Genomic DNA, 24656 nt, shown 5'->3' with positions numbered 1-24656 from the left:
TCATGCCAGCGAGTGACGACCGTGACACTGCGCGGCTGGTTGCCTCGGAGACATGACGCAGCACCCCGCCACCGCGACCCTCCCGCAGGTCCCGGCCGCCGCCCTCTCCGAGCCCGCGATCGAGCAGGCCGCCTCGGCGGAGCACGAGCCCCTCGTCCGTCCGGCAGACCTGGTGTCGGCGCTCACGGGCGTCGCGCTCTGCTTCTTCTCCCTCTTCGTCTACGCCATCGCGCACTGGCAGTACTTCGGCACGGACGTCGACGAGGTGAGCGTCCTCGGCTGGCTCGCGCCGCTAATCGCCGGCGTCGCCTGCCTGCTGTCGGCCGTCGTGTCCGTCGGGGTCCGCGCCTCCGGGCGCCGCGCCGAGCGGACCGCGGCATGATCGCCGTCCTCGCCGGGCCCGGCCTCGAGGCCGCGGAGCAGCTCCTCGTCCGCGCCGGATGCCTCCGCCCCGAGCACCCGTGGGCGGCCGGTGCCGCCACGGAGGCCGCGCCGCGGATTGACTTCGCCGTCCTCGCCGAGCAGGCGTGCCTCCTCGACCTCTCGGAGGAGGCGGTCGCCCGCATCGCCGTGTCGCTCGCCACCGGCCGTCCCGTCGATCTGCGGAGCGCCTTCGGGCATCTCGCGCGCGACCACGCTCAGCTCGTCATGACCGCGGTCGCCGCTGCCGCCGGGCACGACCGCGTGAGCAGCCGGATCCGCGTGGTCGGCGACGAGCGCCGGGTCGAGACGGCGCCGCCCCTGGCCGTCTGGCCATCCTGAGCCCCCCGCCCGCCCCGATCGGGCGGGCGCGCTCGCCGATCCGACCCTGGGCTCCGCGTTCCTCCGATGCTCCAGGCAGGTGAGCCGTTCGGAGGTGCCATGCCGCCGACCCGCGTCGCTACGGCCTTTCGGAGGTGCCCGGTTTAGGGTGTCCGTGTGCAACGAGTCGACGATTTCCCAGGAGCCGGACCGGTGGCGACCTCACCCGAATCCGGTGACCAGGGGGAGGCGTCCGCGCATCGGCTCTCCCCGACGGCGACCTCTCCCGTGCAGGTGACAAGCGGCGAGGCCGGCTACCAGGGCGGCAACGTGGCCGATCCGGTGTGGCAGTCGTGGCGCGACGAGCTCGCCAAGGTCGGCGGTCCGTCGCCCCTGCTCCACTTCGTGGACTCGCCCCGGACGCGCATCGAGCTCTCGACCACGCACCCCGGCGGGCTGCCCCCGTTCATCTCGGGCAAGACGACGCTCCTCTCCTCGCTCATCCGCGACGAGCTCGCCCTGCGCACCGCGAAGAACGCCGCGGGTGCGATCACCGACAAGGGGATCGAGCTGCGCTCGGTCCGCGGCATCGAGGGCGTCCACCTCGCCATCGGCCTCGCCCAGTGGCGCGCCGGCGACACGGAGTTCACCGCACCCGTGCTCCTGCGCCCGCTCGCCATCCGCCGCTACGGCCGCGACTTCGAGCTCAAGCTCAAGGGCCAGCCCTACTTCAATCCGCAGCTCGCGCGCGCCCTCAAGCAGCAGTTCGGCATCACGATCGACCCCGAGCAGTTCGTCGAGCTGGCCGTGCAGAACGGCGTCTTCAAGCCGCAGCCGGTCATCGACCAGTTGCGCGGCCTGACCTCGCACCTGCCGTGGTTCGCCGTGCACCCGCGCCTCGTGGTCTCGAGCTTCGCCGACGTGGCGGGCGACATGCTCCGCGACGCCCGGATGCTCGAGCACCCGGTCCTCGACGCCGTCGCCGGGAACCCGGCCGCCAAGCGGGCGCTGCAGCAGTCGCAGAAGGTGGCGTCGATCATCCCGCAGGACGAGCGTCCTCCGGCGACCGACAACCTCCTCCTCGACGCGGACGCCGAGCAGGAGCAGGTGATCGCGAACATCGCGGCCGGCAACTCGCTCGTCGTGAAGACCCTTCCCGGCACGGGCGGCACCCAGACCATCGTCAACGCGATCGGCGCCCTGGCCGCCCAGCACAAGCGCGTGCTGGTCGTCAGCGCCCGCCGGTCGAGCCTCGACAGCATCCACCAGCGCCTGCTCTCGGCGGGCCTGGGCGGCATCGCAGTCGGGCCCCGCACGCTCCGCCGCGACCTCATCCAGTCGATCGGCCGCAACGAGAAGGCCGCGCGCCCCTCCGTCAGCGAGATCGACGACGCCCTGCTCCGGCTGCGGAAGGTGCTGCTCGACTACCGCGGCGCGCTCTCCCGGCGCGACGAGAGCTTCGGCGTCTCGGCGCTGCAGGCCCTCGAGGAGCTCGCCCGCCTCTCGCAGCTGCGGACGCCCCCGTCGACCGCCGCCCGCCTCGACCGCCGCTCCGTCACCGCTCTCGCGCACAGCCGCCCCGAGGCGACCCGGATGCTGATCGAGTCGGCGCGCCTGGGCGAGTTCCGCTACGGCCCGGGCGACTCGCCCTGGTACGGGGCCCAGTTCGACTCCACCGCCGACGCCGAGATCGCCCACGAGCTGGCCAAGCGCCTGCACCTGCGCGACCTGCCGCGCCTGCTCGACCGCGCCCAGGACGTCATCGGCCAGACGCGGATGCGCCCGTTCGAGTCGGTCGCCGAGCTCGGCATCTACCTGCGCCTGCTGCAGGACGTCCGCGAGACGCTGGACAAGTTCCAGCCGGCCGTTTTCGACCGCTCGATCCAGGACCTCATCGTCGCCACCTCGCCGCGCCGCGAGGCCGCCGAGATGTCGTCCACCAACCGCCGGCGCCTGAAGAAGCTCGCGCGCGAGTACCTGCGTCCCGGCGCGCACGTCACCGACCTCAACGCGGCGCTCCGCCGGGTGCAGCAGCAGCGGACGCTGTGGCAGCGCTACGCGGTCGCCGGCACGATCCCCGAGGTCCCGGTCGGCGTCGCCGACGTGCAGGTGGCCTACCAGCAGGTGACCGACCAGCTGAGCCGTCTCGACGAGCCGCTCGGCCGCCGCGGGACGAACCTGCAGCTCGCCTCGCTCCCTCTCGCGGAGCTGGCCTCGATGGTGTCCGGCCTCGCCGAGGACAGCGAGGTGCTGGCCAACCTCCAGGAGCGGACGACCCTCCTCGCCACCCTGCGCGACTGGGGCCTGGACCCGCTGCTCACCGACCTCTCGCGCCGCCACGTGCCGGCCGAGCTGGTCGCGGGCGAGCTGGACCTGGCCTGGTGGCGCTCGGCGCTCGAGATCATGCTGACCGACGAGCGCGCATTGCTCGGCGGCAACACGAGCGTGCTCGACCGGCTCGAGGCCGACTTCAAGCTCGTCGACGAGGCGCACGCCGCCTCGAGCGCCGAGCTGCTGGCCTGGAAGCTCTCCGAGACCTGGAAGATCGGGCTCGTCGACTGGCCGCAGGAGCGCGACGCGCTGCGCGCGCTGCTGCGCACCGAGGCGGCGACGACCCCTCAGGAGCTGCAGAAGGCCGCTCCGCACCTCTCGCGCGTGCTCGCTCCGGCCTGGCTCGCCTCGCCGTACGAGGTGCACCGCATCGGCACCGAGACGACCTTCGACGCGGTGTTCCTCGTCGACGCCGGGGCGACCACGCTGGCCGAGAACGTCGGAGCGATCCGCCGGGCGAAGCAGGTCGTCGCGTTCGGCGACCCGGTCACGCAGACCCCCACTCCCTTCGGCCTTCGCGTCGACGAGACGCCGGAGTTCGGCTCCACCGCCTCGCGGACCGACGTGGAGGCGCTGCACGCCCAGTCGGCGCTCGCCCGACTCGGCGAGCTGCTCAACACCGTCACGCTCACCCGCAGCTACCGCGCGGGCGGCGAGGACCTGGCCGAGCTGGTCAACCGCCGCTTCTACGGCGGCCGCATCGACTCGCTGCCCTGGGCCGGCTCGTTCCTCGGACACGACTCGCTCCGCTTCCACTACATCGCGAGCGGGCACGGCATGCCCGAGAACGACTCCGGAGCCGTCGAGTCCGTCGACGCCGAGGTCGCGAAGGTGGTCGAGCTGGTGCTCGAGCACGCCGTGATCCGTCCGCGCGAGTCGCTGATGGTCATCACCGCGAGTCCTCGCCACGCCGTGCGGGTGCAGCAGGCGGTGCTGACGGCCTTCGCCAAGCGCACCGATCTGAGCGACTTCATCCTCGGCGATCGTCCCGAGCCCTTCGCCGTCGTGACGCTGGAGCAGTCGGTCGCGCAGAGCCGCGACCGCGTCATCTTCTCGATCGGCTACGGCCGGACGCCCCACGGCCGCCTGCTGTCGAACTTCGGCGCTCTCGCGGAGCCGGGCGGAGAGCGCCTGCTGGCAGTCGGGATGACCCGTGCCCGCCGCTCGATGGACATCGTCTCGTGCTTCCGCCCGGGCGACATCGACGAGTCGCGCATGCGCTACGGCATGGTCGCGCTCGCGCAGGTGCTGCAGGAGGCGGAGGACCGCGTCCAGCCGAGCGACCGCGACGACTACTCGGAGCCGATGCTGGTGGATCTCGCCGCGCGCCTCGAGCGCCGCGGACTCCGGGTCAACATCGGGCACAAGGGCAAGCTGGCCCTCGTCGCCGCGCACGGGACCCGTGCCGTGGTGGTCGAGACCGACCGCGACGTGAGCACGCAGAGCCTGCGCGTGTCGCTGCGCCTGCGTCCGGAGCTGCTGCGCCGGCTGGGCTGGCACTACCTGCGGGTGCACAACTTCGAGCTGTTCGCCGACCCCGAGGCCGTGGCCGCGCGGGTGGCCGGGCTGATCGGTGCGACCGCGGGGGAGGAGCAGACCGCTGCTCCCGCCGCCGGCGAGGCTCCTGCTGCTCCCGCCGCTCCTGCCGCCGCCGCCGCTCCGGCATCGGGGGAGACGCAGCCCGTCGAGCCGCTGCCGCGCGACTGATCGTGGCGCCGGATCCCGACGCCCCCGCGGGTGCCGACCGCCCGTTGCGGCGCACCCGCGGCGGTCGGCGGGCGACGCTCCCCGCGAAGCCCGGCACCGATCCGTCCCCGCACGACGCTCCGGTCGCCGACCCCTCCGCGTCGCCCGCGCGCCCCGACACCGGCCCGAACGACGCGCGCCTGCGCCAGGACGTCCCCCCGCACTACTGACGTCAGCCGGACCGGTCGGTGATCCGCGAGTCGGCGCTCGACCCGTCGACGACCTCGGACCTCACCCCGCCGCGCCCCGCCTCGACGAGCGAACGCGTCACGCCGCTGTCCGGCGACCGCTCACGTCGGACCCGGCGACGGTGACCGGCTGCTTCCCGTCCGGTGCCTGCGGACGATCGCGTCCGTCCGGTGCCTAGCTGATCGACCGCTTTCCGCCTCATGCCCGGCGATGTCCGATGAAGGCGTGGACACAGGAACGATCAGTCCCCGCCGGAGACGCTGAAGGCCCCGATAGGCGACCTACCGAGGGTGCAGGTGTCGTCCGAAACGCGTGCCAGCGTTTCGAACGCACTGTTCGCACACCGCTCCACGGAACGCTCTCCATCGGGAAGCCGACCGCGGTCTTCTTCCGCCTCCGGCGGAAGAAGACAGAGCGACTCAGTCGACGTGCTTGCCGGAGTTCGCGGTGGTTGCGGTGCCATTGTTGGCGAGCAGATCGCGGATGTCGGCGAGGAGCTCGAGCTCGGTGGGGGCCTTGTCCTCCGCGGCGGGGGCGTCGGCGGCCTTCTTGGCGAACGCGGCGTTCTTGAGGTGGTTGATCGGCAGGACGAACGCGAAGTAGAGGACGAAGGCGACGATCACGAACTGGATCAGGGCCGAGACGACCGAGCCGTAGGCGATGACGGTCGGGTCCTCGCCGTTCTCTCCCGGTCGGATGGGCCAGACCAGGGCCTCGAGGGAGGAGGCGTCGAAGATCACGCCGATGAGCGGGTTGAAGATCCCCGTCACGATCGCGTTGACGATGGTCGTGAAAGCGGCGCCGATGACCACGGCGACAGCCAGGTCGATGACGTTGCCGCGGAGGATGAACTCCTTGAAGCCGTTGATCATGATCGTTCCGTTTCTGCCGTGAGCGGTGGGTGGCGGGTCAGCTCCCGGAGGAGGAACCCGAGGAGGAGGACCCGGAGGAGCCCGAGGACGACGAGGAGGAGGACGATCCGGAGCCCGAGGACCCCGAGCCGGACGAGGAGCCGCCCGAGCCCGATGAACCCGAGGATCCGGAGGAGGAGCCGCCCGATCCCGAGGAGCCCGACGACGAGTCGGATGAGCCGGAGCCGGATGCGCCCGAGCCGGACGAGCCGGCACCCGAGGAGGAGGAGCCGCCCTCGCTCGACTTCCCGCTGGAGCGGGAGTCGGTGCGGTAGAAGCCCGAGCCGTTGAAGGTCACGCCGACCGCGCTGAACACCTTACGCAGCGCCCCCTGGCAGCTCGGGCACTCAGTGAGCGTGTCGTCAGTGAACTTCTGCTGGATGTCGAAGGCGTTGCCGCACTGCGTGCAGCGGTAGGAGTAGGTGGGCACAGGGGGCTCCTCGGAGGCGGGTGGGGGAGAAGGAGGACGGGGTCAGTGGCGCAGGTCGACGATGCCGGAGGGAGTGACGACTCCGTCGACGGCCTGGTCGTGGACCTCGCTGGGCACCCGGTCGACGAGCTCGCTGTCGAAGACGACGGCGTAGACCGGCGGGCACTTCTCCATCGAGCCGAGGGTCTTGTCGAAGTAGCCGCGCCCCCAGCCCATCCGCATCCCCTGCCGGTCGACGGTGGCGGCCGGGACGACGATGAGGTCGACGTCGTTGATCGCGATGGGGCCGAGCAGCTGCCCGACGGGCTCGGGCATGCCGAACAGGCCCTGGGTCTCGGTGTGGCCGTCGCCGACCGCCCAGTCGAGCAGGCCGTCCTGGCGCGAGACGGGGAAGAGGACGCGGATGCCGTGGCTCTCGGCCCAGCCCAGGAACGGCCGGGTGCTCGGCTCGTCCGGAGCGGAGAGGTAGCACGCGAGGGAGCGGGCCCCCACGCGGGTGGCGAGCTCGATCAGGTGGGCGGTGATCTGCTCCGCGGCCTGTTCGCGAGCGGTCGAGGTCTGCGTGCGGCGGCGCTCGCGCAGCTCGGCGCGCAGCGCCCGCTTCTCGTGCGTGATGTCGACTGGCATGCGCTCAGTCTAGAACCGGGCCCCGCGCCGGCCTCCGCGCGGACGACCCTGAGGGACGCTCGTCCCGGACCGCCCCGGAACGGGGTCCGGCGCCTTCCGTCGCCGGTCCTGGCGCGAAACTCCCGCGACTTCCCCCGCCGCTAGGATGGCGCCCCATGGGCACTCGAATCCGCAAAGCAGTCATCCCCGCCGCAGGTCTCGGCACCCGCTTCCTGCCGGCGACGAAGGCCATCCCCAAGGAGATGCTGCCGGTCGTCGACAAGCCGGCGATCCAGTACGTGGTCGAGGAGGCGGCGGACGCCGGCCTCCAGGACGTGCTCGTGATCATCGGGCGCAACAAGAACGCGCTCGCCAACCACTTCGACTCGGTGCCCGAGCTCGAGCAGAACCTGTCCCAGAAGAAGGACGACAAGAAGCTCGAGCACGTCAAGTACGCCAGCGACCTCGCCGACGTGCACTTCGTCCGTCAGGGCGAGCCGAAGGGCCTCGGCCACGCGGTCTCCCGTGCGCAACGTCACGTCGGCGACGAGCCCTTCGCCGTGCTCCTCGGCGACGACCTGATCGACGCCCGCTACCCGCTGCTCTCCCGCATGATCGACGTCGCCGAGCAGCGCGACACCACGGTGGTCGCGCTGCTCGAGGTCGACCCCGACCAGATCCACCTCTACGGCTGCGCGGCGGTCGAGGCGACCGACGAGGACGACGTGGTGCGGATCACCGGGCTGGTCGAGAAGCCCTCCAAGGAGGACGCCCCCTCGAACCTCGCGATCATCGGCCGCTACGTGCTGAAGCCCGACGTGTTCGGCGTGCTCGAGCATACCGCTCCGGGCAAGGGCGGCGAGATCCAGCTGACCGACGCGCTGGAGCGCATGGCCCAGGATCCGGCCGAGTTCGGCGGCGTCTACGGCGTCGTGTTCCGCGGCCGCCGCTACGACACCGGCGACAAGCTCGACTACATCAAGGCCATCGTGCAGCTCGCCTCCGACCGCGACGACCTCGGCAAGGACCTCAAGCCCTGGTTGAAGGACTTCGTCGCCGGCCTCTGAGCCCCGGCGAGCGCGCCTCCGGAACGGACGGGACCCCCTGCTGAGGCGGGGGATCCCGTCCGTTCCTCCGTTCCACGGAAGCACGGAACGCCCCGGAGTCCAGTCCCCCTCCCGCAGTGCGGTGGAGCAGTAGGGTCGCATCATGCCGCTCCCGATCCCGACGCTCACCGAGGGTCGTGTCACCGTCCGCCCCATCCGCGTGCGCGACGCCCGCCCTCTCGAGCGGGAGCTGATCGCGAACCGGTCGTGGCTGCGCCAGTGGGAGGCGTCCGACCCCCGGGGAGGCGCCGCATTCGACGTGCGCGCCAGCATCCGCTCGCTGCAGCAGAACGCGCGGGCCGGCGGGGGAGTGCCGTTCCTCATCGACTGGGACGGCGAGCTCGCCGGGCAGCTCAACATCTCGAACATCGGGTACGGCTCGCTCTCCTCCGGGTCGATCGGCTACTGGGTGTCCGAGCGCTACGCCGGGCGGGGGATCACTCCGATCGCCGTGGCCCTCGCGGCCGACCACGCCTTCCTCGACCTGGGGCTGCACCGGATCGAGATCTGCATCCGCCCGGAGAACCGGCCGAGCCTGCGCGTGGTCGAGAAGCTCGGCTTCCGCTACGAGGGCCTGCGGCGACGCTTCATCCACATCAACGGCGACTGGCGCGACCACTTCTGCTTCGCCCTCGTGGCGGAGGAGGTGCCCCGCGGCGTGCTCCGCCGCTACCTCGACGGGCAGGTCCCGTCGGAGGTCGGCGTGCCGACCGACGCGGATCTCCGCGCCTCGCGCCGCTCGGGTCTCTCCGGACCCTCCGACGGCGCCGGTGTCCCTCCGACGGGGCCCCGACTGATCCGCGATCCGCACGGACACACCTACCCGTAATGACGGACGGGAGTGCCCGGTGCTCCTAGCGTTGTCCGCATGAGTAGCGACTGGCTGGGCGGGGGCGTCGTCTGGGCGCTCGCCGCCGTTCTGTGGGTCGCCTATTTGATCCCCACGTGGATGCGCAGGCGGTCGTACAACGCGACCGAGCGCAACGCGGTGAGGCTGCAGCAGACGCTGCGGATCCTCGCCGAGACCGCGGAAGTGCCCGAGCACGTGCGTGCGGAGGCGACGGCCCGCGAGGTGGCGCTGCAGCAGCGCCGGCTCCGGGTGACCGAGACACGACGACGAGCCGAAGAGAAGGCACAGGCGATGGAGCTGGCACAGGCGGAGAAGGCGGCGCGCGACGCGCTGCGACGGGCGACCGCGAGCGCACGGCGGAGCACGCGGTCAGGGCCCTCGGTCCTGCGCTGGCGCCAGGGCGCCGCGCTGGCCGTGCTGGTCGGGGCGGTCGCCGCGCTGGTCGGGCTCGTGATGCTGCCCTTCGGCGGCACGGGTGCGGTGCCGCTCGTCGGCCTGCTCCTCGCCGTCGCGGGGCTCGGCACGCTGATCCTGCTGGCTCCGGGTCGCCGGCGCGCGGCCGCTCCGGCCGCAACAGCGACGACGGCCGCCGCGACCGAGCGCCGGCGCGCCGAGGTCTTCGAGGCCGAGCTCGCCGAGGAGGCGGCGGACGACGCCTCCGAGGAGCTCGCCGAGGACCGTGCGAGCTGGACGCCGCAGCCGCTCCCCAAGCCGCTCTACCTCTCCCGGGGCACGGTCGCCGCCTCCGCGATGGCGTCGATCGACGCCGTGGAGCGCCTGCGCACCGCCGCGGCGGAAGCGGAGCTCGCCCAGCGCGCCGCCGCGACCGCTCCCGAGGTGGCGCCGCTGCGCGTCCCGCGTGCTGCCGCTCCCGCTCCCGAGGCGCCGCGTCCCTCCTCCCGCTTCGCCGCGATGGGCGTCGTGGACGGCGTCGACGCGATCGACCTCGACCAGGCGCTGCAGCGCCGCCGCGGGGCCTGACCCGAGTGCGAGGCGCCTGCTCGTCCGTGCTAGTGTGGACGAGTTGTTCGGGCCGGTGACGGCTCGGAAGGCACGGGTCCGTGGCGCAGTTGGTAGCGCGCTTCGTTCGCAATGAAGAGGTCAGGGGTTCGAATCCCCTCGGATCCACCACCACGGAAGGCCCGCTCGAGAGAGCGGGCCTTCTGCGTTCTCCCGGCGGCCGGATCGGGAACCTCGCCTGTTCGGCGGGTCGACCGCCTCGCGGCCTCGACGCGCTCGTCGGCGGAGAAGTGGTCCGTTGGATCGGCTTCGGTACTAGGCGTCTCCGCCGATCCTGGCTCGACCGCCGAGGACGGCGACTCCCGTCGAGACTCCGGCGACTGCGACCATCGCGACGATGCCCAGTGCCCGGAGCACGAACGCCTTGTGCTCCGAATCCTTGAGTGCTTCGTCGTCGATCGCTTCTTTGAACAGCCGAAGGACCGAGTAGCGGTCCGCCGCGCTCAGGGTGTCACGATCCAGTTCGCGGTTCAGGACGGCGCGGTACTCGGCGAAGGCCCTGTGAACCTTCTTCTGACTCTTCCAGTTGGCTCGAACGGCTGAACTCGCCTGATCTCGCACTTCACTGAACGAGTCGAGGACGAGATTCTTGAAATCCGGGAACTGCTCGACGACCTTCAGGGCGAGCTCCTCGCTCATGTTCGGCAGCTCGGATGCGAACGCTATGAACTTCTCTTTCGACAGATTCCTCCAAGAGTCGATACCGATCCTCTGCTTGAGATCGTCCTCGTTCGAGTAGTCCATGCTGATCCCTCTTCCCTCCACGGCGACGGCCGATCATCGCTTCAGAGTATCGAGGAGGAGCCGTCGGTCCACGTGCTCTCCGGGCGGGAGAGCGCGCGGGCCGGTCGTGCAGGTCCTGACGATCGGGCGCCCGAAGCTGTGGGCCGCTCGCCTCCGTGCGTCCTCCGTGTCCCCCATCCGGGCCGCGCCTGACGGGAGCCGCCCTCCTCCGGTCCGTCGGGGGAGCCGCGGCGACGTACGCTCGCCCCTCGTGCTCTCGCAGCACGCGAGGCACTCGAACGATGGACGACCAGGGGACGGGACGACATGGGGACCACAGCACACAGGGCACGGCGGAGAGCAGCAGGGGTCGGCGCGGGGGCGATCGCGCTCCTGGCGGGGCTCCTGGCGGCACCGCCGGCGCAGGCGTCCGGGACGCAGACGCTGCTCGCGCTCGGCGACTCGATCACGCGCGCGGCCACGACCTGCGGGGTGAACCGCGACTGCGTCGAGAACTCCTGGGCGACGGGATCGGCGCCCGCGGTCGACTCGATCGCGAACCGGATGGCGGCGGCGGATCCGCGGACGGCGGTCCGCGCGGTGAACTACGCGAAGTCGGGCGCGGTCATCAGCGGAGTCGAGTCGCGGATCGACGCCGCGGTCGCGGCCGGGGAGGAGCCGGACGTGGTCACGCTGCTGATCGGCGGCAACGACCTCTGCTCGCTGAGCCTCTCGCCCGACTCCCGCGACGGCTACGCGATGACGCCCGCGGCCTCCTTCGCCGCGTCGGCGACCCGGATCCTGCGCTCGATCGGCGAGGAGTGGCCGGAGGCGACGGTGCTCGTCGGCTCGGTCCCGGACATCGAGTCGGAGTGGGAGGCCGTGAAGCCGACGCCGGGCGCCGCGATCTGGGCCTGGGGCGGGGTCTGCCGGACCCAGCGCGGAGTCGACGCCACGACCGGAGCCCCGCTGACCGGCTCGGCCTACACTGCCTCGCTCGCGGCGGCGGAGGACCGGGAGGCCGCCTTCAACGAGGCACTCGAATCGGCCTGCGCATCCGCCGCGAACGACTGCGTCTGGGACGGCGGCGCCCTCACGGCGGCTCCGATCTCGCTCGACCAGCTCTCGACGGACGTCGACTACTTCCACCCGAACGTCGCCGGCCAGGCGATGATCGCGGAGGAGCTGTGGACGGCCTGGGGCCTCGGCGACGAACCGGCTCCGACCCCGACCCCGACTCCCACGTCGGCGCCCACCGCGGCTCCTGCTCCGGCACCCACGGGCTCGCCCGCGCCGTCGCGCGACACGACGGCTCCGAAGACCGTCATCACCGCGCCGACGAGCGGATCGACGGTGCGCGGCTCTGTCACCCTGGTCGCCACCGCCAAGGACGACGTCGGCACGACGAAGCTGAGCTTCTGGAGCGGAGCCACGCGGCTGGGCGACGCGACGAGGGCGTCGGACGGCACGTGGCGCCTGACCGTCTCGGCCTCCTCCTACCCGGCCGGGCGGTACGCGATCGTCGCGCACGCCTACGACGCCGCAGGGAACCTCGGGCGGAGCTCTTCGATCACCCTCAAGCGCTGAGCGGCTGAGGGGGCCGTCCGTCACCGGCCCCCTCAGCCCGGCGCGACGAGCAGCACGTCGGGACGATCCCAGTTCTCGACGGTCTGCAGCACCCAGAAGATCCCGAAGAGGGCGAGCGCGACGGCCTCGCCGAGCAGGAGCCACTGCTCGCCGAGAAGTTCCGCTCCCCGCTCCGTGAGAAGCAGGAGCACCAGCGCCGCATCGACCGCGGCGATCAGCACCGCGAGAACGGCGTAGCAGCGGGAGTAGAAGCGCGGCGTCCCCGGCCCGCTCGCTCCCTCCTCGCGCACCGCGACGGCGTGCAGACCCGCGGTGACGGCGATGAGGAGGAAGAAGACGCCGGCGGCGGCGTAGTGGCCGAGCCGCAGGAACGACGGGAGCGTGCTCCAGGCCGCCAGAGCGATCAGGAGGGCGGCGGCGATCGCGGTGCGGACGAGCGCCCAGCGGTCGAGGACCCGGTCGAGGGCGAGCAGGATCACGGAGGCGACGAGGACGGCCGCGGCCGTGACCAGGTAGGCGGGCAGGGAGGCGGCGACCTCACCCGCGGCCGTCGCGGGAAGGCACGACGCCCCTCCCGCCGGGCACACCGCTCCCTGGAGGCGCTGCAGCTCCTCCGAGGCGAGGGGCACCGGCACGATCGCGATGACCGGCGCCGTCATGCCCGCCAGCAGCAGGAGGAAGCGCCGCACGCTCCTCCCGGCGAGGACGACCAGCGCGACGCCGACCGCGAAGAGCGCCCCGGTGAAGAGGGAGCGGACCGGGGTGTAGTACGAGGCGCTGATCGAGCGCAGCGGGCCTCCGACGACGAGCTGGTGGACGAGGCCGGCCGTGAGGAGCACCACGGCCGCCACCAGGGAGAGGCGGACGTAGCGGTAGGTGCGGAGGGAGGAGACGGCGCCGCCCCCGCCCAGCGCGTCGCCGCGGGCCACCCGGCTACTCCGCGCGCAGGCCGGAGGAGGCGAGGGCGAAGTCGACGTCGATGCGGATCGCGACGCGGAGGGGGTTCGGGCGCGGGGTGCGGTAGCGCTGGGAGTAGAGCTCGACGGCGTGCTGCACGGCGTCCGGCTCCTCCTCGATCGTGGCCGGACCGCCCAGGCTCAGCCACCGGATGCCGTCGACCTGCCCGACCGTCGCGGTGCCGCCCCGCCGGACGTTGAGCACCTTCTGGCTCTCGCGGGAGGTGATGACGCGGACGACGCCGTCCTCGTAGGTGAAGCCCACGGCGACCACGTGCAGGCGGCCCTGGCGGCCGGGGGTGGAGAGGGTGGCCAGGTGGCGCTCGGTGACGAAGGCGAGGCCGTCGGCGCTCAGGATGCTCATCCCGCGAGCGTAGCCGGAGGCGCCGACGCGCTCCTGGGGGCGGACCGCCGGTCAGTCCTCGAGGATCAGCGCCTCGCCCTGGCCGCCTCCGCCGCAGAGCGCGGCGACGCCGAGCCCGCCGCCCCGGCGACGGAGGGCCAGCGCCAGGTGCAGGGCCAGCCGTGCTCCGGAGGCGCCCACCGGGTGGCCGAGCGCGATCGCCCCGCCGTCGAGGTTGACCGTCTCGGGCTCGACGCCGAGATCGTCCGCCGACTGGAGGACGACGGAGGCGAACGCCTCGTTGATCTCGATCAGGTCCAGGTCGGACACCGCTGCACCGCGGCGGCCGAGCGCCTGGAGGATCGCCGCCGACGGCTGCGAGTGGAGGGAGTTGTCCGGTCCGGCGACCTGCCCGTGCTCGGCGACGGTCGCGAGCCAGGGCAGTCCCCGCTCGCGGGCCCAGCCGCGGGACACGACGACCAGCGCGGCGGCACCGTCGGTGATCGGTGACGAGCTGCCCGCGGTGATCGTGCCCTCGGCTGAGAACGCGGGGGCCAGCCGGGCGAGCGTCTCGACCGTGCTGTCCTCCCGGATCCCGTCGTCGGCGGACACGACGAGGTCTGGTCCGCGCCGCTGCGGCACCGCGACCGGCACGATCTCCTCGGCGAGCACGCCGGTGGACCGTGCCGCGGCGGCCCGCTGGTGCGAGAGCGCGGCGAAGGCGTCCTGGCGCTCGCGGCGGATGCCCCGTGCGGCGTTGCCGTCGTCGGTCACCCTCCCCATCAGGCGGCGGTCGAACGGATCGAGCAGGCCGTCGTGAAGGAGTGCGTCCTCGAGCGGACGCGGACCGACACCCAGGCCCGAGCGGGATCCGAGCAGGAGGTGCGGCGCGTTGGTCATCGACTCCTGCCCTCCGGCGACGACCACCTGCGCCTCGCCGAGCCGGATCATCCGCGCCGCGTCGATCACCGCGGTGAGACCCGACAGGCAGAGCTTGTTGATCGTGACCGCCGGGACGTCCCAGCCCAGGCCCGCGAGGACCGCGGCCTGCCGGGCGGGGCCCTGACCGGCTCCGGCCTGGATCACCTGGCCGAGCACGACCGCGTCGACGTCGGCCGCGGAGGCGCCCGAGCGCTCGAGAGCCCCTCGGATGGCAGCGGCGCCGAGCTCGACGCCCGAGAGCGGCGCGAAGGCCCCGGAGAAGCGGGCGAACGGGGTGCGGGCGCCCCCCAGGATCACGGGGGTGGTGTCGTCAGTGGACACGGGGACTCCTTCTCGACGGTGAGAGCGGGGGAAGCGGTGGGGAGACGGATGCCGGATGCCGGCCCGGGTCAGGGAACGAGCAGGATCTTCCCGCGGACGTGGCCGTCCTCGCTGAGCCGATGCGCCTCGGCGGCCTGCTCGAGCGGGAGGCGCGGACCGGTCGCGACCGCGAAGCGCCCCTCGCTCGCCAGCCGGGCGGCGAGCGGCACGCCCTCGCGGCGGAGGCGCTGCTCCTTTTCGGTCAGCGGCACGGGACTGCCGCCGCTCCACGCCCGGATGCCCAGCTCTGCCGCACGAGGGCCGGCGACCACCGTTCCGACGTGCTGCGGATCCGCCACCAGCGCGAGCGAGGCGGCGAGCGCCTCGTCCGTCCCGGCCGCGTCGAGCACGCGGTCGACGCCCTCGGGCGCTGCGGCGCGCAGCCGCTCGAGCAGCCCGGGCCCGTAGGCGACCGGCACCGCTCCGAGCGCGCGCAGCGCCTCGTGGTTCGCCGGGCTCGCCGTGGCGATCACCCGGGCTCCGCGGTCGACGGCGAACTGGATCGCCGCCCGTCCTACCGCGCCGGCGCCCGCGTGGACCACGAACGTCGATCCCTCCGCGACGCCGAGCGAGACCACCGCCTGGTAGGCGGTGGAGACCGGGATGCCGAGCGCGGCCGCCTCCTCGAAGCCGAGTCCGTCGGGGAGCGGATCGAGGGAGTCGGGGGAGACCGCGACGGCGGTCGCGTAGGTGCCGGTGGCGCCGCTGACGATCACCCGGTCTCCGACGCTCCAACCGGTCACGCCCGGACCGACGGCGGAGACCACGCCGGAGCCGTCCGACCCGAGCCTCCGCGGACCGTCGAACGGCGGGCTCGGGCGCAGGCCGGAGCGCACCTTCCACTCGATCGGGTTCACGCCGGCCGCGCGGACGGCGACCACCACGGTGCCGGGCCCCGCCTCGGGCTCCGGCGCCTCGACGGTCTCGAGCACCTCGGGCCCGCCGATCCGCTCGTACTGCACGATCCTCGCCATGTCGTCCTCCTCCTCGCGGGCCACCGCCCGCTCCGGTCGCCTCAGTCCAGCAGACTCTCGCGCACCTGGCGGCGCAGCACCTTGCCGATCAGCGAGGTCGGCAGCTCGTCCACCGGGACGATCCGCTTGGGCACCTTGTAGGGCGTCAGGTGCAGCCGGCAGAAGTCGCGCAGCGCCTCCGGATCCACGGCCGTCCCGGCCCGCAGGACCACGGCCGCCGCGACGCTCTCGCCGCCGTCCTCGCGGGGGAGCCCGACGACGGCCGCGCGCGTCACGTCCGGGTGCGACTCCAGCACTCCCTCGACCTCGGAGGGGGAGACGTTGAAGCCGCCGGTGATGATGAGCTCCTTGGCCCGGTCGACGATCGTCACGAAGCCGTCGGCCGAGACGGTCGCGATGTCGCCCGTGCGCAGCCAGCCGCCGGGGAGGAGGGCCTCGGCCGTCTCCTCCGGCCGCTTCCAGTACCCCTGGAACACCTGCGGCCCCCGGAGCAGGAGCTCGCCGGACTCGCCCGGGCCGCGGTCGACCGACGGATCGGCGGGGTCGACGAGGCGGATCGTCGTGCTGGGGAACGGCACGCCCACGGTGCCGGGCCGGCGGGTCGGGCCGACCGGGTTTCCGAGGGCGACCGGCGAGCTCTCGGTCATGCCGTAGCCCTCGACCAGGAGTCCCCGGCTCGCGCGCTCCCAGCGGTCGACCGTCGCGACCGGCAGGCTCATCGCTCCCGAGATCGCGAAGCGGATGCCGCGCAGGTCGAGCTCGTGGCGCTCGGAGGCGCGGGCCAGCGCGTCGTACACGGGCGGCACCGCGGGGAGGAAGGTGGGCGGCGACGACTTCGCGGCCGCCTTCACGAGGCCGACGTCGAAGGTCGGGAACAGCACGACCTTCGCGCCGATGCTGATCGCGAAGGTCAGGCACAGCGTCAGGCCGTAGGCGTGGAACAGGGGGAGCACCGCGTAGAACGTCTCGTCGCCCTCGCGCAGGCCCGGCACCCAGGCGCGGCCCTGCAGGGCGTTCGCGCGGAGGTTCGCGTGGGAGAGGATCGCGCCCTTGGGCGTCCCGGTGGTGCCGCTCGTGTACTGCAGCAGGGCCGTGTCGCCGAGGACCGGGCGGGGGTGCGAGCGCGCGATGCGGCGGTTCTTCAGCAGCGACGCGAAGGGCACCAGGGAGCGGCTGCGGGGGGTCGCGGTCAGCTTCTCGCGCGACCGGCGCACCGACGGCAGGGGGAGCCGCAGCGCCAGGCGCTTGCCGAGCGGGAAGGAGCGGGTGAGGTCGACGGAGACGACGCGCTCGATGCCCAGGTCGGCGGGCATGGTCGCGACGACGTCGGCGATCTTGTCCCACACGACCGCGAACCGGGCGCCGTGGTCCTCGAACTGCCGCCGCAGCTCGCGCGGCGTGTAGAGCGGGTTGTGCTCGACCACGATCGCTCCGAGGCGGAGAGCGGCGTAGAACGCCACCACGTGCTCCGGGCAGTTCGGGAGCACCAGCGCGACGCGGTCGCCGGCGCGCACGCCGAGGCGCCGCAGGCCCTCCGCCGCGCGCGCGACCTGCTCGCCGAGCTCGGCGTAGCTGGTCTCGGCGCCGAAGAACTCGAGGGCGGTGCCGCGGCGGTACCGCGCGATCGAGTCCTCGAGCAGGTCGACGAGGGTCTGGGTGGGAGGGTCGATCTCGGCGGGCACGCCCTCCGCGTAGGAGGTCAGCCACGGCTTCGTCGCCAGGTTCGAGGATCCGGAGGTCACGGGCCGAGTATCGGGCACCCGCCTCCGCACTTCCTCCGAGGCGCGCGGAGGGGGTGCCGCGCCGGGCGCGGGAGCGGCAGGCTGGCGGCATGAGCGCAGCCATCGACCTCCTCCGCGACGCCTTCGGCCGGGTGCACGAGAACGTGCACGCCGTCCTGGACGACAGCACCCCCGATCAGCTCGCGTTCCGCGCGGACGCCCGCTCGAACTCGCCCGCCTGGCTCGTCTGGCATCTCGTCCGGGTGCAGGACGACCACCTCGCCCCGCTCGCCGGCCACGAGCAGGTGTGGACGGCCGACGGCTTCCACGGCCGGTCCGGCCTGCCCTTCGGGCCCGACGAGACCGGCTACGGGCAGGAGCCGGCCGAGGTGGCGGCGCTCGCCGCGGTGCCGGCCGCGCTGCTCGCGGAGTACGCCGACGCCGTGCACCGGCAGACGCTCGCCCTCCTCGACACGCTCGGCGACGAGGACCTCGAGCGCGTCGTCGACGAGCAGTGGGATCCGCCGGTGACCCTCGGGGTGCGGCTGGTCTCGGTGATCGACGACGACACGCAGCACGTCGGCCAGGCCGCGTACGCGAAGGGTCTCGCCGAGCGCTCGGCGCGCTGAGCCCGGCCTCTACGCTGGCGGGATGCGCGCGCTCCGGACCCTGCCCGCGAGCGCGGTCCTCGCCCTCGCCACCGCGCTGACCCTCGTCGGCTCCTGGATCCCCTCTTACTGGAACGACGAGGCCGCGACCCTCCGCCTGGCGCGGCTCCCGGTGGGGGAGCTCCTCGCCTTCGTGCAGGAGAAGGACGCGGTGCACCTGGTCTACGGCCTGATGATGCACGGCTGGATCGCGATCGCCGGGGAGTCGGAGCTCGCGGTGCGGGCGCCGTCCGCTCTCGCCGCGGGAGCGGCGGCGGCGGGCGTCGTCGTCCTGCTGCGATCGTTCGACCGGCCCCGGGCGGCACTCCTCGCCGCCGCGGTGCTCGTGCTGCTCCCGCGGTCCTCGTTCTCGGGGACCGAGGCGCGATCCTCCGCTCTGGCCACCGCGCTCGTGGTGGGAGCGGCGGTCCTCGTCGTGCGGGCGGCCCGCTCCGGAGGAGCCCTGCGCTGGATCGCGTTCGCGGCCGTCGCGGGTCTGGCGGACGCGGTGTTCCTCTACTCCGTGCTGGTGCTGCCGGCTCTCGTCGCGCTCGCCGCGGCCGCGGCGCCCCGGGGTGCCGTGCGGGCTCTCCCGGCGAGCGCCCTCTCTGCACTGGGCGCCGTGCCGGTGCTGCTCCTCGCCGCCGGGCAGAGCGGCCAGGTCGGCTGGCTCCGCTCGCAGCCGGTGACCGCGTTCACCGTCCTGGTCGAGCCGTTCTTCGGATCCGCGTGGTGGCTGGCCGGGATCGCCGTCGCGCTCCTCGCGGTCGCCGCGGTGCGGGGCGGCATGCGCGGGCCGCTCCTGCCGGCCCTCGTCCTCTGGATCGTGCTGCCGACGGCGGTGCTGGTGCTCGGGACCCTCCTCGTCGAGCCGATGTTCACTCCGCGCTACCTCGCGTCGAGCACGCCCGCCCTCGCGGTCCTCCTCGGCCTCGCGCTCGACTCGTTCAGGGCCCGGACGGGCGTCGCCCTCCTCGCCCTGATCGCGGTGGCCGCCCTGCCGGTCCTGGTGCAGATGCGCACGGTCACCGGGAAGCCGGCCGGGCAGGACCTCCGCGGTCTGGCGGCCGCCGTCGAGGAGCGGGCCCGTCCGGGCGACGCCGTCCTCCTCGGCTCCTCCGGGACGGTCTCGCTCCGGCCCCGCCTGGCGCTCGCCGCCTACCCGGAGGCGTTCGCGGGCGTGGACGATGTCGCCCTCGCCGCTCCGTACAGGACGACGGGCACGTATTCGGACGTCCTGCTGGAGGGCCAGGCGCTGCGCGCCGCGCTCGCCGGGGAGGACCGGGTCTGGCAGGCGCTGCCGGAGGGCGAGGCGGACGCGGTGCTCGCTGAGGCGGGTTTCGTCGCGCGCGAGCGGATCCGGGTGCCGACGACCGTGCTGACGCTGTGGGAGCGTCCGGAGGGCCGCTGATCCGGAGCGCTCGGGGCGTCGCAGCCCCGGAGTGGAGAGACGCCGGAGTGCCCGGAGCCCCGCCGACGGGGAGCCGCTACCCTTGTCCCCGGCGCCGTCGCAGAGCGGTGGCGTCCGCGGAGCGAGGACCGCGCCACCGAGAGGACCCGAACGTGACGTTGCCCGAGACCACCACCACCGCCATCGCGAAGCGGAAGGGGCGCGACGTCGCCCCTGAGATCGCGCGCTCCTGGCTGCTGGTGAACGCCACCCGCACCGAGACGTTCGACGCCGCGCACGCGTCCCGCGCCGACCAGATCGTCCTCGACATCGAGGACGCGGTCGACCCCAAGGCGAAGCCCGACGCGCGGACCGACGTCGCGGAGTGGCTGACCGGCGAGAAGCGCGCCTGGGTCCGCATCAACGACCACTCCACCCCGTTCTGGTCCGACGACGTCGACGCGCTGAAGGGCCTGCCCGGCCTCGCCGGCGTCATGCTCGCCAAGACCGAGGCCGCTGAGCACGTCACCGAGACCTTCGATCGCCTCGGCGGCTCCACCCCGGTGCTCGCCCTGGTCGAGTCCGCCCTCGGCATCGAGGAGGCGGTCTCGATCGCCCGCGCCCGCGGCACCTTCCGCCTCGCGTTCGGCAGCGGCGACTACCGCCGCGACACCGGCACCAGCGCCGACGACCTCGCGATGGCCTACCCGCGCTCGCGCCTGGTCGTCGCCTCGCGCATCGGCGACCTGCCCGGCCCGATCGACGGCCCGACCGTCTCGAACAGCCACCCCGTGCTGCGCGAGCAGTCCGCGCTCACGGTCTCGCTCGGCCTCACCGGGAAGCTCTGCCTCGACACCGAGCAGCTCGCCGTGATCAACGAGGTCATCAGCCCGACGCCGTCCGACGTCGCCTGGGCCCGCGACTTCCTCGACGACTTCGAGGCCCGCGGCCGCGTCATCCGCGACGGCAGCGACCTGCCCCGGCTGGGCCGCGCCAAGAAGATCGACAAGCTGGCCACGGCGTTCGGCGTCAACCCGCTGTGATCCGTCGCGGGGAGCGCGCCTCCGCGGCACACTGAGGGAGCCGCGGAGACCCTCCCGCGCAGGACGGAGACTCCGATGGGCGCGGTCAGCACCTTCCTCTGGTTCGACGACGGCGCGGGGGAGGCGGCGCGCTTCTACACGGAGCTGGTGCCGAACTCGCGGATCACCGGAAGCCAGGTGCTGCCGGAGGGCTCTCCGTCGCCCGGCGAGGTGCTGTCGGTGACGTTCGAGCTCGACGGGCAGCGGTTCCAGGCGATCAACGCCGGGCCGCGGTTCCCGTTCACCGAGGCCGTCTCGATCGTCGTGACCGTCGGCGGCCAGTCCGAGCTCGACCGGCTGTGGGACGCCCTGATCGCGGACGGCGGCGAGGAGAGCCGGTGCGGCTGGCTCCGCGACCGCTGGGGGCTGTCCTGGCAGATCGTGCCGGAGGTCCTCCCGCGTCTGCTCGGAGGCGCCGACCCCGAGGCGTCCGCGCGCGCTCTGCAGGCGATGCTCGCGATGAGCCGCCTCGACATCGCGGAGCTGGAGCGGGCCCATGCCGGCGCGTGACTCCGCCCGCCCGCGCCGCTCGACCTCGCTGCGGCGCGCGTACCTCCGCGACTACCGCTACGCCTACGGCTCGCGCTTCGTGCACCTGCGGGAGGGCTGGGACGTGTCGCGGTACGCGTCCGGCGACGGCGCTCCGGTGCTGCTCATCCCCGGGATCTATGAGACGTGGCAGTTCCTCCGGCCCATCGCCGAGAGGCTGCACGCGGCGGGCCATCCGATCCACGTGCTGCCCGCGCTCGGCTACAACACGCGGCCGATCGTCGCGTCGGCCGGACTCGGCCAGGACTACCTGCGCGAGCACGATCTGCGCGGAGTCGTCGTCGTCGCGCACAGCAAGGGCGGCCTGATCGGCAAGCACATGATGGTCGTCGACGACCGCGAGGACGGGCGGATCGAGCGGATGATCGCCGTCTCGACCCCGTTCAACGGCTCGTCGCTCGCACGGATCGCCCCGGCGCGGGCGCTCCGGGAGTTCGCGCCCCACCGCCCGCTGATCCGCACCCTGCTGGCTGAGCGCGAGGCCGACGCGCGCATCACGTCGATCTACGGGATGCGCGACCAGTACATCCCCGGAGGGAGCCGCCTCGCCGGGGCGCACGAGAACATCGCGGTCTCGGTGGTCGGCCACTTCGCGCTGCTCTCGAGCCCGAAGGTGCTCGACCTCATCGCGGCCCGGGTCTGAGGCCGGACCGGATCCGCTGGGCTCGCCGCCCGCGTGAGGCGCCTGCCGTGCGGCGCGACCTCGACCGGAGGACGGCCGCCTCAGCGACGGGCCGAGCCGCCCGCCGCGCTCAGGACCAGGGAGTGAGCAGCACGAGCGGGATCTGCCGCTCGGTCTTCGTCTGGTACTCGGCGTAGTCCGGCCACGCGGCGACCGCGCGCTCCCACCAGGCCGCGCGCAGATCGCCCTCGAGCACGCTCGCGGCGTAGTCCTTCTTCACGGGCCCGTCCTGCAGCTCGACGTGCGGCTCCTTGAGCATGTTGCCGTACCAGACGGGGTGCTCGGGCGCGCCGCCCTTGGACGCGACGACCACGTACTCGCCCTCGTGCTCGACGCGCATCAGCGCGGTCTTGCGGAGCTTCCCGCTCTTCGAGCCGACGGTGGTCAGGACGATGATGGGGCGGCCGCGGAGGAGGTTCCCCTCGGCTCCGCCGGTCCGCTCGTAGAGCTCCGCCTGCTCGCGGGCCCACTCGGACGTGCTGGGTTCGTACTCTCCGGTCAGCGGCATGCCTCCGATCGTACGGCCGCGGCGGCCCCGGTGGCCGACCCGTGTGCAGGAGGATGGAGCGGTGTTCTCCGCAGACCCGTTCGACCGAGCCCGTATCGCCCTCCTGCGCGACGACCTGATCCGCGCCCGCTACGGCGTGGACGCCGTGCGGGGGCTCTGGGGCGACGAAGCGGCCGAGGCGCTGCACCGCGGCGACCGGGTCCCCGCCCGCCGCGCCCTCGAGCGCAGCGGCGACCACGACGCGCTGGCCACCCTCGCCCGCCTGTTCCTCCTGGCCGATCCCGTCTCGGCCGACGACGCGGACGAGGCGTTCGGCGCTCTCGCGCTGGAGGGGGCGGTGGAGCTCGGCCTGGTGCGCGTCGAGGCCGGAGCCGTCGTCACCGCGGCCCTCGACCTGCGCCCCTACGACGTGGTCGACCAGCGCGGCGCTGCCTCCTGGTGGATCGCCTCCGACCTCGGGGAGCTCGCCCTCGGCCGCGCGCTCGACGAGGACCACGTGCTCGGCGTCGGCGGCGCGAGCCTCACGCTGACCGGCCTGATGATCCAGCGGCCCGTCGGCCGCGTGCTCGACCTGGGGACCGGCTGCGGGATCCAGGCGCTGCACGCCTCCCGCCACGCCGAGCAGGTGGTCGCCACCGACATCTCCGAGCGCGCGCTCGCGCTCGCCTCTTTCACCGCGGCGCTCAACGGGATCGAGAACATCGAGTTCCGCCTCGGCAGCCTCTACGAGCCGGTCGCGGGGGAGCGCTTCGACCACATCGTCACGAACCCGCCGTTCGTCATCACGCCGCGAGTCGAGGGCGTCCCCTCCTACGAGTACCGCGACGGCGGGCTGGAGGGCGACGAGATCGTGCGCCGCGTGATCCTCGGAGCAGCCGAGCACCTGGTGCCCGGCGGTGTCGCGCAGCTCCTGGGGAACTGGGAGTACCGGGAGGGCGCGGACGCCTTCGACCGGATCGCGGACTGGCTCGCCGACGCCCGCAGCCCGCTGGAGCAGGCGCTCGAGGCGGGGCCCGAGGGGCTCGACGCCTGGATGGGCGGGACCGCCTCTCCTCTGGACGTCTGGGTCGTGGAGCGCGAGCGTCAGGATCCGGCGGTCTACGCCGAGACCTGGATCCGGGACGGCGGCACGACTCGCGGCCCCGCGTTCGACGCGCTGGTCGACGCCTGGCTGACCGACTTCGAGCGGCGCGGGGTGACCGGCGTCGGCTTCGGCTACGTCACGCTCCGCTTGCCCGAGCAGCCCCGCCCGCCGATCCGCCGCCTCGAGCGGATCACCACGCCGGTCGCGACCGCGGGCCTGGGCGGCCACCTCGCCGCCTGCCTCGACGCGGCCGAGGCCCTCGCGTCGATCGACGATCGCGCTCTGGCGGGTCTCGCCCTGGTCGTCGCCGGAGACGTCACGGAGGAGCGGCACTACTGGCCGGGCAACGACGATCCGACGGTGCTGCGGCTGCGCCAGGGCGGCGGGTTCGCCCGGGTCGAGGAGGTCGACACGGCGCTCGCCGCCGTGGTCGGCGCCTGCGACGGCGAGCTCTCGGTGGCGGCGATCGCGGCGGCGGTCGCCTCGCTCCTCCAGGTCGAGGAGGAGGCGGTGTCCGACTCGGTGCTGCCGCGGGTGCGCGAGCTGGTGGCGACGGGGCTGCTGCGGCTGCCCCAGGGGGAACGCGGCTAGAAGAGGGTGGCGGAGTCCTCGACGGGGGGCGCGGCGGCCGCGGCGGGCGCGGCGGCGGCCGTCGGCCATCCGGGTCCGGCGTCGACGGGCTGCCGGCGCTGGTAGGCGGTCGCGGCGCTCCGGGCGCGGACGTCGGCGGCCTCGTTCATCCGGTGGTTGGCGTGCCCCTTCACCCACTCGAAGGTGACGGCCCGGCCCTGCAGCTCCTCGTCGAGCGCCTTGATGATCTCGACGTTCATCACCGGCTTGCCGTCGGCCTTGCGCCAGCCCTTCCGCTTCCAGCCCGGCAGCCACTCGGTGCAGGCCTTGATGGCGTACTGGCTGTCGCAGAGGATGTGCAGCGGCTCCTCCTCCTGCGCGGTCGCGCGCAGCAGCTCGAGCACCGCGGTGAGCTCGCCGATGTTGTTCGTGCCGTGCGACCAGCCGCCCGCGGCCCAGCGCTCGTCGTCGACGTACCAGGCCCAGCCGGCGGGGCCGGGGTTGCCCAGTGCGGACCCGTCTGCGGCGGCGATGATGCTCACGTGCGTCTCTCCTCGTGCTCTCGGTGCTCGCGCCGGTGCGGCGCCCTCCGAGGGTAGTCGGCGGGC

The 24656-nt window shown here is 73.4% G+C and carries 25 protein-coding genes, 1 tRNA gene and 1 pseudogene; 16 read left to right on the top strand and 11 right to left on the bottom strand.

All coding sequences use genetic code 11. The features are described from left to right. Positions 1–52: 52 nt before the first annotated feature. The 4 genes from C5C57_RS01915 (at position 53) to C5C57_RS01900 (ending at position 4988) form a co-directional block, all read left to right on the top strand. Positions 53–382, top strand: a complete 330-nt coding sequence (locus C5C57_RS01915) for a hypothetical protein (RefSeq protein WP_104226447.1) — start codon at positions 53–55, stop codon at positions 380–382. After that, the gene (locus tag C5C57_RS01910) at positions 379–762 is read left to right on the top strand and encodes a hypothetical protein (protein ID WP_104246713.1); all 384 of its coding nucleotides are present in this window, start codon (positions 379–381) and stop codon (positions 760–762) included. The genes C5C57_RS01915 and C5C57_RS01910 overlap by 4 nt, the downstream gene beginning before the upstream one ends. Before the next feature lie 192 nt (positions 763–954). Continuing rightward, positions 955–4779: a DEAD/DEAH box helicase gene (locus C5C57_RS01905; RefSeq protein ID WP_374952906.1), complete on the top strand. Its 3825-nt coding sequence runs from the start codon at positions 955–957 to the stop codon at positions 4777–4779. A 2-nt stretch (positions 4780–4781) separates the two neighbouring features. Further along, on the top strand, positions 4782–4988 hold the full coding sequence (locus C5C57_RS01900; RefSeq protein WP_104246712.1) for a hypothetical protein: 207 nt from the start codon (positions 4782–4784) through the stop codon (positions 4986–4988). Between the two features lie 438 nt (positions 4989–5426). On the opposite strand, the gene mscL is transcribed toward C5C57_RS01900, so the two are convergent. Next, a complete protein-coding gene (mscL, locus tag C5C57_RS01895; RefSeq protein ID WP_181027096.1) occupies positions 5427–5879 on the bottom strand; it encodes a large conductance mechanosensitive channel protein MscL in 453 nt (150 codons plus the stop codon). 29 nt (positions 5880–5908) lie between these two features. Here mscL and C5C57_RS18595 point away from each other — a divergent pair, with 29 nt between their 5' ends. Beyond that, a complete protein-coding gene (locus C5C57_RS18595) occupies positions 5909–6193 on the top strand; it encodes a hypothetical protein (protein ID WP_308471459.1) in 285 nt (94 codons plus the stop codon). 14 nt (positions 6194–6207) lie between these two features. On the opposite strand, the pseudogene C5C57_RS18590 reads toward C5C57_RS18595, so the two are convergent. Further along, positions 6208–6348 (bottom strand): annotated as a pseudogene (locus tag C5C57_RS18590) (FmdB family zinc ribbon protein); the annotation flags it as partial. Between the two features lie 42 nt (positions 6349–6390). Beyond that, complete coding sequence (locus C5C57_RS01885; RefSeq protein WP_104297211.1) at positions 6391–6975, bottom strand: 5-formyltetrahydrofolate cyclo-ligase; 585 nt, start codon at positions 6973–6975, stop codon at positions 6391–6393. 155 nt (positions 6976–7130) lie between these two features. Between C5C57_RS01885 and galU the strand changes: the two genes are divergently transcribed. The 4 genes from galU (at position 7131) to C5C57_RS01865 (ending at position 10041) form a co-directional block, all read left to right on the top strand. Then, on the top strand, positions 7131–8021 hold the full coding sequence (gene galU / locus C5C57_RS01880) for a UTP--glucose-1-phosphate uridylyltransferase GalU (RefSeq protein WP_104297210.1): 891 nt from the start codon (positions 7131–7133) through the stop codon (positions 8019–8021). 142 nt (positions 8022–8163) lie between these two features. Beyond that, complete coding sequence (locus C5C57_RS01875; protein ID WP_104223217.1) at positions 8164–8889, top strand: GNAT family N-acetyltransferase; 726 nt, start codon at positions 8164–8166, stop codon at positions 8887–8889. A 39-nt stretch (positions 8890–8928) separates the two neighbouring features. Then, positions 8929–9891 (top strand): hypothetical protein, encoded by a 963-nt coding sequence (locus C5C57_RS01870; RefSeq protein WP_104223216.1) that lies wholly within the window; start codon positions 8929–8931, stop codon positions 9889–9891. A 74-nt stretch (positions 9892–9965) separates the two neighbouring features. Continuing rightward, positions 9966–10041: transfer RNA gene (locus C5C57_RS01865), tRNA-Ala, on the top strand. 144 nt (positions 10042–10185) lie between these two features. Here the strand turns inward: C5C57_RS01865 and C5C57_RS01860 are convergent. Then, complete coding sequence (locus tag C5C57_RS01860) at positions 10186–10674, bottom strand: hypothetical protein (protein ID WP_104226443.1); 489 nt, start codon at positions 10672–10674, stop codon at positions 10186–10188. 306 nt (positions 10675–10980) lie between these two features. Between C5C57_RS01860 and C5C57_RS01855 the strand changes: the two genes are divergently transcribed. After that, positions 10981–12240, top strand: a complete 1260-nt coding sequence (locus C5C57_RS01855; protein ID WP_104297209.1) for a GDSL-type esterase/lipase family protein — start codon at positions 10981–10983, stop codon at positions 12238–12240. A gap of 32 nt (positions 12241–12272) precedes the next feature. On the opposite strand, the gene C5C57_RS01850 is transcribed toward C5C57_RS01855, so the two are convergent. From C5C57_RS01850 to C5C57_RS01830, 5 genes are all read right to left on the bottom strand, one after another. Further along, entirely contained in the window at positions 12273–13169 is an 897-nt protein-coding gene (locus C5C57_RS01850) for a hypothetical protein (protein WP_104297208.1), read from the bottom strand. Positions 13170–13173: 4 nt separating this feature from the next. Next, positions 13174–13560, bottom strand: a complete 387-nt coding sequence (locus tag C5C57_RS01845) for a pyridoxamine 5'-phosphate oxidase family protein (protein ID WP_104223212.1) — start codon at positions 13558–13560, stop codon at positions 13174–13176. Positions 13561–13611: 51 nt separating this feature from the next. Then, on the bottom strand, positions 13612–14802 hold the full coding sequence (locus C5C57_RS01840; protein ID WP_104288098.1) for an acetyl-CoA C-acyltransferase: 1191 nt from the start codon (positions 14800–14802) through the stop codon (positions 13612–13614). A gap of 68 nt (positions 14803–14870) precedes the next feature. Further along, positions 14871–15815: an NADP-dependent oxidoreductase gene (locus C5C57_RS01835; RefSeq protein ID WP_104288991.1), complete on the bottom strand. Its 945-nt coding sequence runs from the start codon at positions 15813–15815 to the stop codon at positions 14871–14873. 41 nt (positions 15816–15856) lie between these two features. After that, complete coding sequence (locus C5C57_RS01830; RefSeq protein WP_104288099.1) at positions 15857–17557, bottom strand: long-chain-fatty-acid--CoA ligase; 1701 nt, start codon at positions 17555–17557, stop codon at positions 15857–15859. 89 nt (positions 17558–17646) lie between these two features. Between C5C57_RS01830 and C5C57_RS01825 the strand changes: the two genes are divergently transcribed. The 5 genes from C5C57_RS01825 to C5C57_RS01805 all read left to right on the top strand — a co-directional run bounded on the left by C5C57_RS01825 (position 17647) and on the right by C5C57_RS01805 (position 21847). Then, positions 17647–18165 (top strand): DinB family protein, encoded by a 519-nt coding sequence (locus C5C57_RS01825; RefSeq protein WP_104223209.1) that lies wholly within the window; start codon positions 17647–17649, stop codon positions 18163–18165. Between the two features lie 22 nt (positions 18166–18187). Beyond that, on the top strand, positions 18188–19594 hold the full coding sequence (locus C5C57_RS01820; protein WP_104297207.1) for a glycosyltransferase family 39 protein: 1407 nt from the start codon (positions 18188–18190) through the stop codon (positions 19592–19594). Between the two features lie 158 nt (positions 19595–19752). Further along, complete coding sequence (locus C5C57_RS01815; RefSeq protein WP_208543400.1) at positions 19753–20616, top strand: CoA ester lyase; 864 nt, start codon at positions 19753–19755, stop codon at positions 20614–20616. 75 nt (positions 20617–20691) lie between these two features. Then, on the top strand, positions 20692–21165 hold the full coding sequence (locus C5C57_RS01810; RefSeq protein ID WP_104223207.1) for a VOC family protein: 474 nt from the start codon (positions 20692–20694) through the stop codon (positions 21163–21165). Beyond that, on the top strand, positions 21152–21847 hold the full coding sequence (locus C5C57_RS01805; RefSeq protein WP_104249466.1) for a triacylglycerol lipase: 696 nt from the start codon (positions 21152–21154) through the stop codon (positions 21845–21847). Before C5C57_RS01810 ends, C5C57_RS01805 begins: the two co-directional genes overlap by 14 nt. A gap of 109 nt (positions 21848–21956) precedes the next feature. Here the strand turns inward: C5C57_RS01805 and C5C57_RS01800 are convergent, their stop codons facing one another. After that, a complete protein-coding gene (locus C5C57_RS01800) occupies positions 21957–22394 on the bottom strand; it encodes a nitroreductase family deazaflavin-dependent oxidoreductase (protein ID WP_104223205.1) in 438 nt (145 codons plus the stop codon). A 61-nt stretch (positions 22395–22455) separates the two neighbouring features. On the opposite strand from C5C57_RS01800, the gene C5C57_RS01795 reads away from it, so the two are divergent. After that, on the top strand, positions 22456–24069 hold the full coding sequence (locus C5C57_RS01795; RefSeq protein ID WP_258063265.1) for a methyltransferase: 1614 nt from the start codon (positions 22456–22458) through the stop codon (positions 24067–24069). Here the strand turns inward: C5C57_RS01795 and C5C57_RS01790 are convergent. Then, a complete protein-coding gene (locus C5C57_RS01790; RefSeq protein ID WP_104223203.1) occupies positions 24066–24590 on the bottom strand; it encodes a ribonuclease H in 525 nt (174 codons plus the stop codon). The two genes, C5C57_RS01795 and C5C57_RS01790, sit on opposite strands and share 4 nt — an antisense overlap. Positions 24591–24656 lie beyond the last annotated feature (66 nt).

The organism is Rathayibacter sp. AY1C5 (assembly GCF_002931705.1).
Lineage (GTDB): Bacteria > Actinomycetota > Actinomycetes > Actinomycetales > Microbacteriaceae > Rathayibacter.
This window is presented reverse-complemented; position numbering and strand designations above follow the sequence as displayed.